Below are 14108 nucleotides of genomic sequence, written 5' to 3'. Positions count from 1 at the left end.
AAAAAAAGCGCCTCAAGAGGCGCTTTTTAGCAGAACTGCAGTCCGGCTTATTGGACTTTGGCTTTCTTGGTCAGCTCGTCGCGGAAGGCGGCGATTTTACGCTGTTGCAGTGCTTCAGCGATCTGGCCTTTAACTTCTTCAACCGCTGGCAGCTTGGTGGCACGGGATTCTTCCAGTTTGATAACGTGATAACCGAATTCCGATTTAACTGGAGTCTGGGTGATTTCACCGTTTTTCAGGGCAACCATCGCATCAGCGAAAGGTTTTACCAGTTTGCCTGGAGCCATCCAGCCCAGGTCGCCGCCATTATTTGCGGAACCGTCTTTCGATACTTTGGCCAGTTCTTCGAACTTGCCGCCGGCTTTCAGCTTGGCGATAATGTCCTTGGCTTCCTGTTCGGTTGCAACCAGGATATGACGCGAGTGATATTCTTTCTCGCCCATGGCAGCTTTATACTTGTCGTATTCAGCCTTGATTTCGGTGTCTTTGATCGGATTCTTTTTAACGTAGTCAGCCAGCATCGCGTTGATGATAATGCTTTGACGTGCGTTTTCGATAGCCGCCTTAACTTCAGGCTTGGTGCCGAAACCTTGTTTATCCGCTTCCTGGATCATGACTTCGCGGCCGATCAATTCTTTCTTGACCATTTCACGCAGTTGCGGGCTGTCAGGCTGCTGACCTTGTGCTACTACTTGCTTGACCATCTGGTCTACTTTAGCGGCAGGAATAGCCTTGCCATTTACGGTCGCGACGTTTTGCGCGAATACCGGAGCTGCAACGACAGCGATCAGTGCTAACAACAGGCGGGTTGGCTTCAACATCATTATTAAATCCTATAAAAAAACAAGAAATCGCACTCGGGCGGTGCATTGTACCAACGCAAAATCAAAAACGGCGCCCCGCAGGGCGCCGCCTCATTCATAACATTACTGCACTTTTGCTTTCTTGACCAGTTCTTCCTGGTAGGCTTGCAATTTCTTCTGGGCCAGTGCTTCCGCTACTTGCGGTTTTACTTCTTCCAGGGTCGGCAGTTTGGCTGCGCGGATGTCGTCAACTTTGATCACGTGGAAGCCGTTCGGGGTTTGAACTGGCTTCTCGGTGACTTGGCCTTTTTGCAGGCCAACGAAGGCTGCCGAGAATGCTGGTGGGAAGGACGAAGGAACTGCCCAATCCAGATCGCCGCCGTTTGCTGCGGAACCGGTGTCTTTCGAGGCTTTTGCCAGCTCTTCGAACTTGGCGCCGCCTTTGATCTTGGCGATGACGTCGTTGGCTTCAGCTTCGGTTGCCATCATGATGTGGCGGACGTGGTATTCCTTGTCGCCGTTCTGGGCTACGAAGCGGTCGTATTCAGCCTTGATGTCGGCATCCGAAACCGGGTTCTTCTTCATGTAGTCACCGACCAGGGCGTTGACGATGATGGCCTGGCGAGCGTTTTCGATTTGCGTCTTGACCGCTGCATCTTTACCGAAACCTTGTTTTTCCGCTTCCTGCATCATCACTTCGCGGCCGATCAGGTCTTTCTTGATCAGTTCGCGCAGTTGTGGCGAATCCGGCTGCTGGCCTTGGGCTACGACCTGCTTGACCACGGCGTCAACGCGCGAGGTTGGGATGGCTTTGCCATTAACTACGGCAACGTTTTGAGCGAAAGCAGGTACGGCGGCAACGGCGAGAAGTGCAATCAGCAAACTGGCTGGCTTGAAAGTCATTATTAATTCCTGTAAGGGGAAAGTTTTAGCGAAATTGCCTGGGCAGGAGTTGGATCGGCTATCTGTCTTTGTGTTCAATTATTTTGAAACCGATAGCGACCGTTCCCCGACCAAGCGCTACATCATACTTCGGACGGAGCCAATGCGGTAATGGCCAATGCATGAATTTCTTTATGCATCATATCGTGCACGGAATCATACACGAGTCGATGTCTTGTGACGAGTTTGAGGCCTTCGAATTGTAACGAAACAATTCGAACGTTGTAATGACCCCCACCGGAAGCGGCACCGGCATGGCCGGCGTGCAGGGCGGAGTCGTCGTCCAGCGTCAGTTCCAGCGGCGCCAAGGTGGCCTGGAAGCGGCTGCGCATGCGCTCCATGCGGTCGTCCGTATTGATTCCGCTCATGCTTCATCCTTCATGTGACGCGACAGGTAGATGGTTTGACCGACGATAAACACAAACATGATGCCGGTCGCGCCAAACGCCTTAAAGCTGACCCAGGAACTGGTGTCGCCTTTAAACCAAACGAAGGCGACATACCAATTCAGGAATCCCATTGCCGTATGGAAGCAGATCCAGGCCCAATTCAGACGGCTCCAAACCGGATCCGGCAATTGAATGATTTCTTCCATCGACTTGCGCATCAGATTCTTTTTAAAGACGAACTCGCTAATGAACAGGCCCAGTGCGAATGCCCAATAGAAAATGCTGAGTTTCCATTTGATGAAATCTTCGTCGTGCAGGTAGATCGTCATGCCGCCGAAGACGACAAACATGAACAGCGAGAACCACAGCACCGAATCAACCTTACCGTTTCGTAATTTGGCGTAGGTGATTTGCAACGCGGTGGCGAAAATGCCGACCAGCGTCGCGATGACGATAGGGGACTGGTCCGCCGTCACCGAACCGCCGGAGACGATGCCGCTGAGATAGGTGTTAATGAAGTGCTGGGCCGCTTCCGCATTCCAGCCCGACAGCTTGTAAGCGACAAAGAACAGCAGCAGCGGGATCAGGTCGAACAGAAATTTCATGTTGTCTCAGGCGTTATTGTGGGTTGAAGCGCAGCGAGGCCGAATTGATGCAATAGCGCAATCCGGTTGGAGGAGGACCGTCCGGGAACACATGGCCCAGATGGGCGTCGCACACCGCGCAAATGATTTCGGTGCGCAGCATACCATGGGTGCGGTCGGTTTTTTCGATGACATTGGCCGGATCGAGCGCTTCGAAGTAGCTCGGCCAGCCGCAGCCGGAATCGAATTTGGCGTCGGAACGGAACAGCGGCGTGTCGCAGCACACGCAGGTGTAGATGCCGTGTTCGTGATGATCCCAGAACTTGCCGGTAAAAGCGCGTTCGGTGGCGGCGTGGCGCGTGACTTGATATTCCATAGGATCCAGCATGGCGCGCCATTCGGCGTCGGATTTGGTGACTTTATTGGTCATGGCTTAGTGCTCACTTAAGAAGAACAGCTTACTTCAAGATGGCTTGCCCAGTCTGGCGGCAAGGCTGCGTATTGATCGTGCTCAGGCTGTTCGTCGTATGGGCGCTGCAAAACTGACAGTAATCGCTCCACCTCAGTAAAGTCCTTATTTTGCGCTTTTTCAATGGCAATTTGCGCCAGGTAATTACGCAGCACGTATTTGGGGTTGACCTTGTTCATCGCAAGCTTGCGGGCGGCATCGTTGCTGGCTTCGGCTTGCAGGCGGGCGCGGTACTGCACGGCCCAGGCGTCGAAGGCCGGACGGTCGATGAACAAGTCGCGCAACGGTTCGTCGCCGCTGGCGTCGGCCGCTTTCAACCCGCTCAGGCGGCGGAAGAAGAGCGTGAAATCGACGTGGTTGGCGTCCATTAGAGCGAACATGGCGTCGAACAGCGCACGGTCGGCGTCGGTATGCTGCTCCAACTGGGACAAGCCCAGCTTGGCACGCAGCAGTTCATCCATCTTGGCGGCGAATGCCGGCTGATAGACATCCAATGCAGCCTGCGTGGCCTCGACCTCGCCGATCAGCGGCAGCAGCGCCTGGCCCAGGGCGTAGCAGTTCCAGTGGCCGACCTGCGGCTGGTTGGCGTACGAGTAGCGGCCCTGCTGGTCGGTGTGATTGCAGATGTGGTCGGAGTCGAAGGCCTCCATGAAGCCGAACGGGCCGTAGTCCAGCGTCAGGCCGAGGATGGACATATTGTCGGTGTTCATCACGCCATGCATGAAGCCGACGGCTTGCCAATGGGCGATCATGTGCGCCGTACGGCGCGTCACTTCGGCCAGCAAGGCCTGGTATGGATTCTCTTCTTCGCGCAACGCCGGATAAAAACGGTCGATAACGTAGTCGGCCAGGATTTTCAGCTCATCGTTCTTGTTGCGGTAGAACCAGTGTTCGAACGAGCCGAAGCGCACGAAGGTGGGCGCCATGCGCACCACCACGGCCGAGGTTTCCACGGTTTCGCGCATCACGCCCTGGTCCGAGCCCGCCACCGACAGCGCGCGCGAGGTGGGGATGCCCAGCCCATGCATGGCTTCCGAGCACAGGAATTCACGGATCGATGAACGCAGCACCGCGCGGCCATCGCCCATACGCGAGTACGGCGTCAGGCCGGCGCCTTTCCATTGCAGCTCCATCGGCCCTTCGGCGGTGGCGACATCGCCGAACAGCATGGCGCGGCCGTCGCCCAACTGGCCGGCCCACACGCCGAACTGGTGGCCGGAATACACGGCGGCCAGCGGCAGCGCTCGCTCCGGCGCGGCGTTGCCGATCAAAACGTCGAGGCTGTCGGCGACTTGCGCAGGCGTCAGGCCGACCAGTTCGGCGGCCGGCGCGCTGACGGCGACCAGATACGGCGCCGGCAGCGGCGTTGGCATCAGGCGGGTGTAAAAGGCAGGCGGCAGGGACGCGAAGGAATTGTCCAGCGGCAGTTTAGAGGCAGTAATGGCAGTTCCCGTTTCTGAATAAGCCCCATAGGGCGCAAGCCTGCGATTTTACCGCAGCAAGGCGATGCCGCAGTGCAGCATCGAAATGCATTGACGCTCCTTGCCCGGGCATTCCAAACTCGTTCATATAAAATCAACTTTTCCTGGAGTTTGAATGTATCCCCAGAGTCCGCTGATGGGCCAGATGATGAATCAGCCCTTGCTCGTTTCCAGCATACTGGACTTCGCCGCCCGGCACTACGCCAATAGCGAGATCGTTTCGCAGCGGGTCGAAGGCGACCTGCACCGCTACACACTGCGCGAATGCCAGCAGCGCAGCAAGCGCCTGGCCAACGCCTTGCACGGACTCGGCGTGCGCATGGGCGAGCGCGTCGCCACGCTGGCCTGGAACGGCTATCGCCATCTGGAAGCCTACTACGGCGTGTCCGGCTCGGGCGCCGTGCTGCACACGATGAATCCGCGCCTGCATCCCGAGCAGCTGGCCTACATTTGCAACCACGCCGAAGACCAGTACCTGATGTTCGATTTCTGCTTCCTGCCGCTGGTGGAAGCGTTCGCACCGATGTGCAAGACCATCAAGGGCTACATCCTGCTGGGCGCGGCGGACCGCATGCCGGCCGAGACCAAGATACCGAACCTGCTGTGCTACGAAGACTTGATCAACGCCCATTCCCCCGATTACGAATGGCCGTTGTTCGACGAGAACGCCGCCTGCACGCTGTGCTACACCTCGGGTACCACCGGCAATCCCAAGGGCGCCTTGTACTCGCACCGCTCGACGGTGCTGCATGCTTACGCGTCGGCGTTGCCGAACGTGCTCAACGTATCCTCGCGCGATACGGTGATGCCGGTCGTGCCGATGTTCCACGTCAACGCGTGGGGGCTGCCGTATTCGGTGCCGCTGTCGGGCGCGAAGATGGTGTTCCCCGGCCCGGCGCTGGACGGCAAGTCGGTCTACGAGCTGATGGAGAAGGAACAGGTCACGTTCTCGGCCGGCGTGCCAACCGTGTGGCTGGGCCTGATCAACTACGCGATGCAGAACAAGCTGAAGTTCTCGACCTTCCGCCGCACGGTGATCGGCGGCTCAGCCTGTCCGCCGGCGATGATGAACGCGCTGATCGACGAGTTCGGCGTGGAGGTGATCCACGCCTGGGGCATGACGGAAATGTCGCCGCTGGGCACGGCCGGCGGCCTGCTGACCAAGCACCTGGACTTGAGCAAGGAAGAACAGCGCAAGATCCTGCAAAAGCAGGGGCACGGCATCTACGGCGTCGACATGAAGATCACCGACGACGACGGCAAGGAACTGCCGTGGGATGGCGTCAGCTACGGCCATCTGCTGGTCAAGGGGCCGTGGATCATCTCGCGCTACTTCAAGGACGAAGGTGGCGATGTGTTGCAGGATGGCTGGTTCCCGACCGGCGATGTCGCCACTATCGATGCCGACGGCTACATGCAGATCACCGACCGCAGCAAGGATGTCATCAAGTCCGGCGGCGAATGGATAGGCACCATCGACCTGGAGAACGTCGCCATGTCACATCCGGCGGTGATGCAGGCCGCCTGCATCGGCGTTGCCCATCCGAAGTGGGACGAGCGGCCATTGCTGGTGGTGGTGCTGCGGCCGGGGCAGGAAGTCAGCCGCGAGGACTTGCTGGCCCACTTCCACGGCAAGGTCGCCAAATGGTGGCTGCCGGACGACGTGGTGTTCACCGATGCCTTGCCGGTGGGCGGCACCGGCAAGATCCAGAAAAACAAATTACGCGAGCAGTACAGGAACTACCGCCTGCCCGGCGCATAAGAGCGCGGCCTTATTTGCCGGCGGCGGGATGCGGCGCCATCGGCAGTTCCGGCAACAGCAGCAGCACCAGCAATCCCAGCCCGACCAGCAAAGTGCCGGCACCGAAGATATTGCCGATGGCATGGCGGTAGACTTGCGCCGTCGCCGCCTGGCCGTGCAACTGATGGGCCAGGATGGCGCCGGAGCCGGTCACGCCGACCAGCCCGCCCAGCGAACGGAAGAAGGCCAGCATCGCCGTGCCAACGCCGCGCCGCGAGGCGGGCAGGGCGTTCTGCACCGCCATCGTCATGTTCGGCATCACCAGGCCGAGGCCGGCGCCGAGCACGAACATGGCCGGCTCCATCACCAGATAGCCCGCCGATCCGGCGATGCCCCAGGCCAGCACGCCGAACGACGCGGTCGCCAGGCTCAGGCCCAGCAACTGCGCGGGCTTGTAGCGTCCGCCTGACCTGGCCAGCACACGCCCGTTCAGCGACGACGAAATCACCAGGCCCACCATCAGCGGCACCGTCAGCAGGCCGGAATTGGCCGGGCTGGCGCCCATCACCATCTGGAACAGCAGCGGGAAAAACACGCTGGAGCCCATCATGCCGACGAAGGTCAGCGCCAGCACCACGCTGGCGACGTTGAACACGCGGTTCTGGAACAGGTCCGGCGGCAGCACCGGCTCCGGCACGCGGCGCACATGCCACAGCAGCGCGGCCGTCAGCACCGCCGCCAGCGCGCCCAGGTATTTCACTGCGCTGCCGTCCCACGGCCACTCGGTACCGCCCAGCGCCAGCACCAGCAGCGCGGCCGTCACCGCGCCGGTCATCAGCACCGACCCCAGGTAGTCGATCTTGTGCTCGCGGTGCGGGCTGCTGTGATGCATGGACTTGGAAATCACATACAGCGCCGTCGCGCCCACCGGCACGTTGACGTAAAAAATCCAGTGCCACGACAGCCAGTCTGTCAGCAGGCCGCCCAGCACCGGCCCCAGCACGCTGGTGGCCGCATACACGGCGGCGATGCTGCCCTGGCGCTTGCCGCGCTCGGCCGGCGGTATCAGGTCGCCGATGACGATCTGCGCCAGCGGCAGGAAGCCGCCCGCGCCCAGGCCCTGGATGGCGCGGAAGACGATCAGCTCCATCATGTTCTGCGCCAGGCCGCACAAGGCCGAGCCGAGCAGGAAGATGACGATGGCCGTGTATAGCAGTGGCTTGCGACCGTACTGGTCGCTCAGCTTGCCGTACAGCGGCATGGTGGCGGTCGATGCCAGCACATAGGCCGTCACCACCCACGACAGGTGGGCCATGCCGCCCAGGTCGGAGACGATGCGCGGCAGCGCGGTGGCAACGATGCTCTGGTCCAGCGCGGCCAGGCCGATCATGATGACCAGGCCCATGTAGATGGCGCGGATTTCCTTGGCCGTGGCCGGCGCGCCGCTTGCGGTATGGGCGCTCATTCGCCGACCTCATTCAGGTATTGGATGGCGTGGCGCAGCGCTTGCGCGCCTTCCGGCGGCAGCTGCGCCAGCTTGCGGGCCAGCCAGTCCAGGCGGCGGCTGCGGATGTCTTGTAGTACCGCCGTGCCTTGCTCGGTCAGCAGCAGGCCGACGCGGCGGCGGTCCTCGGGATTGGGCGTATCGCGTCGCACCAGGCCGGCGTTTTCCAGCGCCTTGATGTGGCCGCTCATGGTGGGGCCGCGCAGCTTTTCCATGCGCGCCAGCTCGGCCACGCCTATGCCGGGTGTGGTGTGGATAGCGGACAGCAGCAGCTTGTGCTGCAGCGACAGGCCGTGCGGATCGCTGTCGCCTTCCTGGCGGATGCGGCGGAACACATGGTGCAGGGCGGTGCGCAAATCGTCGGCCAGGGCGATGGCGTGCTTGGGGATGGGCGGTTCGGCGGGCATGGATATCTCATAAAATAGGTAGGCTACCTATCTATATTAAACCACGGCCTGCCGGTTTTCAAGGCAAAAAAAAGCCCGGCGAACCGGGCTGAGGGAGGAAACGTCTGTTAAATCGTCTGTTACTTGAGGGCGCCGAATACCTTGCCGATCAACTTGCTGCCAGCGCCGAGCGGATCGGCGCGGATGGCTTTTTCTTCCTCGCCTATCATCGTGTACAGGCCATCCAGCGCGCGCTGGGTCACATAGCCTTCGACCGTGGCCTGGTCCTTGGCCAGCACGCCCAGCTTGGGCGCCATAGCCATCGCGGTGTTGTACTTGTTGGCCAGGTCTGAGCGGTCGGTGACTTTCTTCACGATCGGCAGGAACTGCACCGCCAGTTTCGGCGACGTCTTCTCGCGGAAGAAGTCCGTCACCGAGGTGTCGCCGCCGGTCAGGATATTCTTGGCGTCGGTGATGCTCATCGATTTGACGGCATCCATCAGCAGCGGCTTGGCCATCGGCACAGCGGCCTCGGCCGCGTGGTTCATCTGCACCACCAGATCGTCGAGCTGCTGGCCCTTGCCGGTCATCTTCAGCAGAGGCCGCGCCTGCTCAAGGATCTTAGGCAGCGGGATCCGCACCTTTTCATTGTTCAGGAAACCATTTTCCGCACCCAGCTTGGAAACGGCCAGCGACGAGCCTTTTTCCAGCGCCGCCTTGAGGCCGCCGGATGCATCCTGATTGCTCAGATCGGCCAGCGATAGCGCATAGGCGCTGGCCGCGGCCAGTGTCAGGGGAAGCAGCAGGGCGACGGCGCGGCGGGAAATGGGCATGGCGGACCTCCAGGTTGGCACGGCCGGCGGTCGCCGGCATGATGCTACTGTACCCCAGCGCCGCTCATGCCGCCAGTGCCGGCAGCTCCCGCGCCAGCCGTTGCAGCAGACGGTCGCACTCGAAAACGCTGAGCGTCTTGTGGCTGCCGCCTTCGTCTTCGATGTCGATCACCTCGTCCATTTCGCCGCGCGGATCGCCTTCCACGTTCGGGTTGCGCAGCATCTTGGGTGCTGCGAAGCGGCGGCTGTCGTTGACCGTCATGATGTTTTCGACCGCGTCCACCATCAGGCCGTACAAGTCCTCGCCGCGCTCGACGATCAGGATCTTGGCCTGCTCCAATTTTTCCAGCACCGGCATCTGGTACAGCTGACGCAGGTCGATCACGCTGATCATCTGCTGGCGCAGATTCAGCATGCCGCGCATGAAGGCCGGCATGCCGGGCGGCCGCGTGATGTCGCCGGAAAAATCGATGATCTCGCGCACCTGCTTGATCTCCAGCGCATAGGTGTTCTCCAGCGCGAAGGTGATGTAGACCTTGCGCTGACCCTGTTTCGGATCGCGCTCCGCCTTCACGCCCTCGTCCTTCGGATACAGGTTGGCGTGGCCTTGGCGCATCTCCTTGATCTCGTTGCTGCTGAAGATTTCACGGTGGTTGAGGAAGATGATGTCGCCCAGTTCCGGCTTGGCGATGCAGCCGCCGAACATGCCGGCGCGCGCCTTGCTCAGCAGCGGAATGGCCATCACTTCCTCGCTGTAGAAGTTGACGATGTTGTCGACCGAATCGACCAGGAAGCCGATGGTGGCGTCGTCGATGCGGGCGATGACGATGCGCTGATCCGGCAGGAACTGGCGCTCTGCCGGCGCCGCCTCCTGCACCGGCGCGGCGTTCAGCAGCGTGTTGAAATCGACCACGGCCACCTGGCTGCCGCGGAAGTTGATGCGGCCCAGGCACAGCGCGCTGTTGAGCACCGAGGCTTGCAGCTCGGGCACGCGGATGATCTCCTGGATCGCGCTCATCTCGAACGCAAACGACGAGCCGGCCACGCGGAAGCCGACGCACTGGCGCCGCTCGCCCTGGTTGCGCCGCGCCGTCTGCCGGTGCGCGCCTTGCAGCGCCAGCACCTGCGGCACGTTCTCGATCCGTACCAGCGCCGCCGGATCCAGCACCTGCACCAGCCGTGCACCCTCATCAAGCAGGATGGTGCCGGCCACCACGCCGTGGGCGTCGCCGTTGGCATAGCTCAGCGTGCTGCGCTGTTCGGGGCGCACGCGCAGGATCTCGCCGGTCGCATCGAACAGTATGCCGACCAGCACGCCCTGGAAATCGAGGATGGCGATCTTGTCGCTGGCTTCGGCCGCGCGCGCGTCGGGCCGGAACACGCGGCCCAGGTTGACCACCGGGATCACCGTGCCGCGCAGCGTGAACACGCCTTCCAGGAAGGCCGGCGACAAGGGCAGGGCGCTGATCCTGGCGGGGAAGTTGACCACTTCGCGGATGCAGATTGCGGGCAGCGCGAACTCCTCGCCGCCGAGCACGAAGGAACCGAACAGTTCGGTGACGGAGGTGGCGGCGCTGCTGCTAGTGGCGGGCATGGAGCTGGTCCTCTGCGGTGGCGATGATGTCGGTGACGGCGTAGCTCTGGGTGGCGCAATCGATGGTCAGCGTGCGGCCGCACTTGCCGCCCAGCCGGCAGTAGCTGACGTTGAGGCCGCACTGGCGCAGGTATTTGTGGGCGGCGGCGGCGTTCTGCTGGCCCACCTGCAGCCGCGACGAATGGCGCTGGAACATATGGGCGCCGCCGGCCACCACCACTTCGATATCGGGATAATCGGCTTCGGTCGCGCCCATCAGGCGCAGCAGCGACGGCACGGCCTGACTGACATAGCGGGCGCCGATCTCGCAGTCCTGCTCCGGCGCTTCCGGCAGCAGGCAGTGGGCCAGGCCGCAGCAGCCGCGCTTCTTCCACAGGAAGGCGATGCCGACGCAAGAGCCCAGCAGCGCCTGCAACTGGTCGGTGCGGACGCCGATCTTCAGCTTGCCCATCGGGACTTGCAGGCACTGCGGCGCGGCGGCGGCCGCATTCAAGGTGCCGAATGCACCGGCCTGAGCGATGCCGTTGCCGACGATTGTTGTTGTAACTTCCATGGTCGCACTACCCCGATTTTTCCATCGTATAAATCATCGGCCGGTCGAAGTGGTAGGCGGTATTGAGGCCACCGATCGACTCGGATTCACCCAGGATCAACCTGGAATGGGGCGCCATGCTGTGGCGGGCTTGCTTCAGTACGGTCTCCTGGTGTTCCTGATCGAAGTAGATCAGCACGTTACGCAGGAACACGAGATCGAACTGCTTGTGCGGCTTCAGCGGAGTCAGCAGGTTATGCTGGGCCAGCTCCACGTTTTTTTTCAATGCATCGACCACCTGCAAGCCTTTGGCGCTGGGCTTGAAGTACTTCTTCACCCAGTCCGGATGCGAGACGTTGATGCGTTCGACGGAGCGGCCGGTGTATTCGCCGGCGCGCGCCACCGCCAGGATCTGCTGCGAGATATCGGTCGCGTGGATCTGGTAGCTGAAGCCGGGATGCGCTTCCTGGAACTCTTCGCACAACATCGCCATCGAGTACAGCTCCTCGCCGCTGGCGGCGGCGGCCGACCACACCTTGAGGCGCTTGCCCTGATGCGTTTGCCACCACTGCGGCAGGAATTCCTGCTCCACGTAATCCCAGACTTGCGGCGTACGGAAGAACAGCGTGTCGTTGGTCGTCACCAGGTCGATAAAGTGCGGAATCTCGGCCCGGTCCTGTTCCACCTTGTCGAGATAAGCCTGGTAGCTGCCGATCTCCAGCGCCTGCATGCGCGGCCGCAGGCGCCGCTCCAGCAAGATGCTTTTGCGCTCCGTCATCGCGATGCCCGTGTGCTTGCGCACCAGGGCGATGAGGGCGCTCAGCGTCGCTGGGCTCAGTCCGGCGCTGACGCTCATCGTCACACCACGAAGCCGGCCACGGTTTTGTTCAGGTCGCCGGCGCGCTGGTTCAAGCCTTCCGTCGAGCGGGCGATGCTGTCGCAGGCGGCGGCCGATTTCTCGGCTTCCTCGGCGATGTACTGCACGGCGGTGCTGACTTCGCGCGCCGTTAGCAGCTGCTCGTTGGTGGCGGTGGAAATGTCCGAGATCGCGACCGTGGTCTTGGCGACGCCGGCGACGATCTTGTCGAAGGCATCGCTGGCCTGGCGCGAAATCTCGCTGCCGGCCGAGACCCGCTTGACCGATTCGTTAATCAACTTGGAGATTTCCTTGGTGGCCTGCGACGAGCGCTCGGCCAGCTTGCGCACCTCGTCGGCGACCACCGAGAAGCCCAGGCCGTGCTCGCCGGCGCGGGCGGCCTCGATGGCGGCGTTGAAGGCCAGCATATTGGTCTGGTTGGCGATCTCGCTGATGACTTTGACGATTTCGCCGATGTCCTCGGACGAACGGTTAATCAAGTCCATCGCCTCGATCGACTTGGCCACCGCCTTGGCGCCGGCTTCGGCTTCGTGCTGGGTGGCCTTGGCCAGGGAGTCGGCGTCGTTGGTGTTCTGGGCGATGGTGTTGATCGAATTGGTCAGGCCGTCGATGGAGGCGTTCATTTCCTCCACGGTGGCGCCCAGCGCCTGGGTGCCCACGGCGACGCCATTGGAGCGCTCGGCGATGGTGGTCGAGGCGTCGGCAAAGCCGTTGGCCGAGGCGACGACATCGCTGATGACCTTGCGCAGGTCGGTGATCATCTTGCTGATACCTTCTGCCAGATGGTCCAGCGCTTCGTCGCCATCGACGACGATCTTGCTGGTCAGGTCGCCCGCTGCGGCGCGCTCGACCGATTCCAGCAGGCGCTTGATCTTGGCGCCGTCCGACTCGGCCTTGGCCGCCACCGAGTTTTCCAGGTTGACCTGGTCGGTGATGTCGCTGGCGAACTTGACGACTTTATACGGTTTGCCGTTCAGATCGAGCACGGGGTTGTAGGTGGCCTGTATCCATATGGTTTTGCCATTATTTCCAACGCGCTTATAGCGGCCGCCATCGAATTCGCCGCGGTTTAATTTTTGCCAGAAACGTTTATATTCAGAACTGTTCGCATATTCCGGTTCGCAAAACATGCGGTGATGCTCGCCCTTGATATCCTCCATGGTATAACCCATGGTATTCAGGAAATTATCGTTAGCATTCAGGACATGACCGTTCATATCGAATTCGATCACCGCCTGGGCCTTGGAAATGGCGGCCACCTTGCTTTCGTACTCGGCGTTCTTGATCTTGCTGTCGGTGATGACGGTGGCGAACTTGATCACCTTGTAGGCCTTGCCGTCGGCGTCGATGATGGGGTTGTAGGAAGCGTTGATCCACACCTCGCGGCCGCCCTTGGCGACCCGCTTGTAGTCGCCGCGGTCGTACTCGCCGCGCCCCAGTCGTGCCCATAAGTCCTTGTATTCAGGGCTTTTTGCGTATTCCGGATCGCAGAAGATAGAGTGGTGCTTGCCCTGGACTTCCTCCAGCGTGTAGTCCACGGTCTTCAGGAAGTTTTCGTTGGCGTGCAGGATGGTGCCGTCGAGGTCGAACTCGATCAGCGCCTGCACCCGGTTCAACGCGGTGTTAATGGCTTGAATATCAAGATCTTGTGATTTGATTACCTGGCTGTGCGCATCCATATTAAGTCCTGTTATATTTTGAGAGAATTAATCGAAGGTAAATATTAATCGGAATTCAATTGACCGCATTTTTTTTCGCTGCCTGGGAATCTGCAACCATTATTTATCCGGATTCGAATCGAACACAAGCATCCTATTTACTATTTCTTCGTTCATGTACTTAATTTGCCACGAGGAATTAATATGAGCGTGAATATTGGTGAGAATCTCGCTTATTTAAAAAGCGCTATCGCGGCTTTCAAAAGCAGTGGGCGAAACGGCAAGTTTGCCAGGCTGCCCATCGCACCTTCCTGT

General features: G+C 60.7%; 14 protein-coding genes. 1 reads left to right on the top strand and 13 read right to left on the bottom strand.

What is annotated here, in order from left to right:
- Positions 1–47: 47 nt before the first annotated feature.
- The 6 genes from GEV02_RS03335 to GEV02_RS03310 all read right to left on the bottom strand — a co-directional run bounded on the left by GEV02_RS03335 (position 48) and on the right by GEV02_RS03310 (position 4560).
- Entirely contained in the window at positions 48–824 is a 777-nt protein-coding gene (locus GEV02_RS03335; protein ID WP_152836496.1) for a peptidylprolyl isomerase, read from the bottom strand.
- Between the two features lie 102 nt (positions 825–926).
- Positions 927–1706, bottom strand: coding sequence for a peptidylprolyl isomerase (locus GEV02_RS03330; protein WP_152836495.1), 780 nt, complete (start codon positions 1704–1706; stop codon positions 927–929).
- 122 nt (positions 1707–1828) lie between these two features.
- The gene (locus tag GEV02_RS03325; protein ID WP_152836494.1) at positions 1829–2113 is read right to left on the bottom strand and encodes a BolA family protein; all 285 of its coding nucleotides are present in this window, start codon (positions 2111–2113) and stop codon (positions 1829–1831) included.
- Entirely contained in the window at positions 2110–2739 is a 630-nt protein-coding gene (locus GEV02_RS03320; RefSeq protein WP_152836493.1) for a septation protein A, read from the bottom strand. The genes GEV02_RS03325 and GEV02_RS03320 overlap by 4 nt, the downstream gene beginning before the upstream one ends.
- 13 nt (positions 2740–2752) lie before the next feature.
- The gene (msrB, locus tag GEV02_RS03315; protein ID WP_152836492.1) at positions 2753–3148 is read right to left on the bottom strand and encodes a peptide-methionine (R)-S-oxide reductase MsrB; all 396 of its coding nucleotides are present in this window, start codon (positions 3146–3148) and stop codon (positions 2753–2755) included.
- Positions 3149–3162: 14 nt separating this feature from the next.
- The gene (locus tag GEV02_RS03310) at positions 3163–4560 is read right to left on the bottom strand and encodes a protein adenylyltransferase SelO (protein ID WP_235922629.1); all 1398 of its coding nucleotides are present in this window, start codon (positions 4558–4560) and stop codon (positions 3163–3165) included.
- 223 nt (positions 4561–4783) lie between these two features.
- Here GEV02_RS03310 and GEV02_RS03305 point away from each other — a divergent pair, with 223 nt between their 5' ends.
- On the top strand, positions 4784–6430 hold the full coding sequence (locus tag GEV02_RS03305; protein WP_152836490.1) for a 3-(methylthio)propionyl-CoA ligase: 1647 nt from the start codon (positions 4784–4786) through the stop codon (positions 6428–6430).
- 10 nt (positions 6431–6440) lie between these two features.
- Here the strand turns inward: GEV02_RS03305 and GEV02_RS03300 are convergent, their stop codons facing one another.
- The 7 genes from GEV02_RS03300 to GEV02_RS03270 form a co-directional block, all read right to left on the bottom strand.
- Positions 6441–7874 (bottom strand): MDR family MFS transporter, encoded by a 1434-nt coding sequence (locus GEV02_RS03300; RefSeq protein WP_152836489.1) that lies wholly within the window; start codon positions 7872–7874, stop codon positions 6441–6443.
- The gene (locus GEV02_RS03295; RefSeq protein ID WP_152836488.1) at positions 7871–8320 is read right to left on the bottom strand and encodes a MarR family winged helix-turn-helix transcriptional regulator; all 450 of its coding nucleotides are present in this window, start codon (positions 8318–8320) and stop codon (positions 7871–7873) included. Before GEV02_RS03295 ends, GEV02_RS03300 begins: the two co-directional genes overlap by 4 nt.
- Positions 8321–8439: 119 nt before the next feature.
- Positions 8440–9132 (bottom strand): DUF4197 domain-containing protein, encoded by a 693-nt coding sequence (locus GEV02_RS03290; protein WP_152836487.1) that lies wholly within the window; start codon positions 9130–9132, stop codon positions 8440–8442.
- A 64-nt stretch (positions 9133–9196) separates the two neighbouring features.
- The gene (locus GEV02_RS03285; RefSeq protein ID WP_152836486.1) at positions 9197–10726 is read right to left on the bottom strand and encodes a chemotaxis protein CheW; all 1530 of its coding nucleotides are present in this window, start codon (positions 10724–10726) and stop codon (positions 9197–9199) included.
- The gene (locus tag GEV02_RS03280; RefSeq protein WP_152836485.1) at positions 10713–11279 is read right to left on the bottom strand and encodes a chemotaxis protein CheD; all 567 of its coding nucleotides are present in this window, start codon (positions 11277–11279) and stop codon (positions 10713–10715) included. Before GEV02_RS03280 ends, GEV02_RS03285 begins: the two co-directional genes overlap by 14 nt.
- 7 nt (positions 11280–11286) lie before the next feature.
- Positions 11287–12114 (bottom strand): CheR family methyltransferase, encoded by an 828-nt coding sequence (locus tag GEV02_RS03275; RefSeq protein ID WP_152836484.1) that lies wholly within the window; start codon positions 12112–12114, stop codon positions 11287–11289.
- Positions 12115–12116: 2 nt separating this feature from the next.
- Positions 12117–13814, bottom strand: a complete 1698-nt coding sequence (locus tag GEV02_RS03270) for a methyl-accepting chemotaxis protein (protein ID WP_152836483.1) — start codon at positions 13812–13814, stop codon at positions 12117–12119.
- Positions 13815–14108: the final 294 nt, after the last annotated feature.

This window comes from Rugamonas aquatica (genome assembly GCF_009380215.1).
Classification (GTDB): Bacteria; Pseudomonadota; Gammaproteobacteria; order Burkholderiales; family Burkholderiaceae_D; genus Rugamonas; species Rugamonas aquatica_B.
Note: the sequence above shows the minus strand (reverse complement) of the source record. Positions and strands in the feature narration are given on the sequence as shown.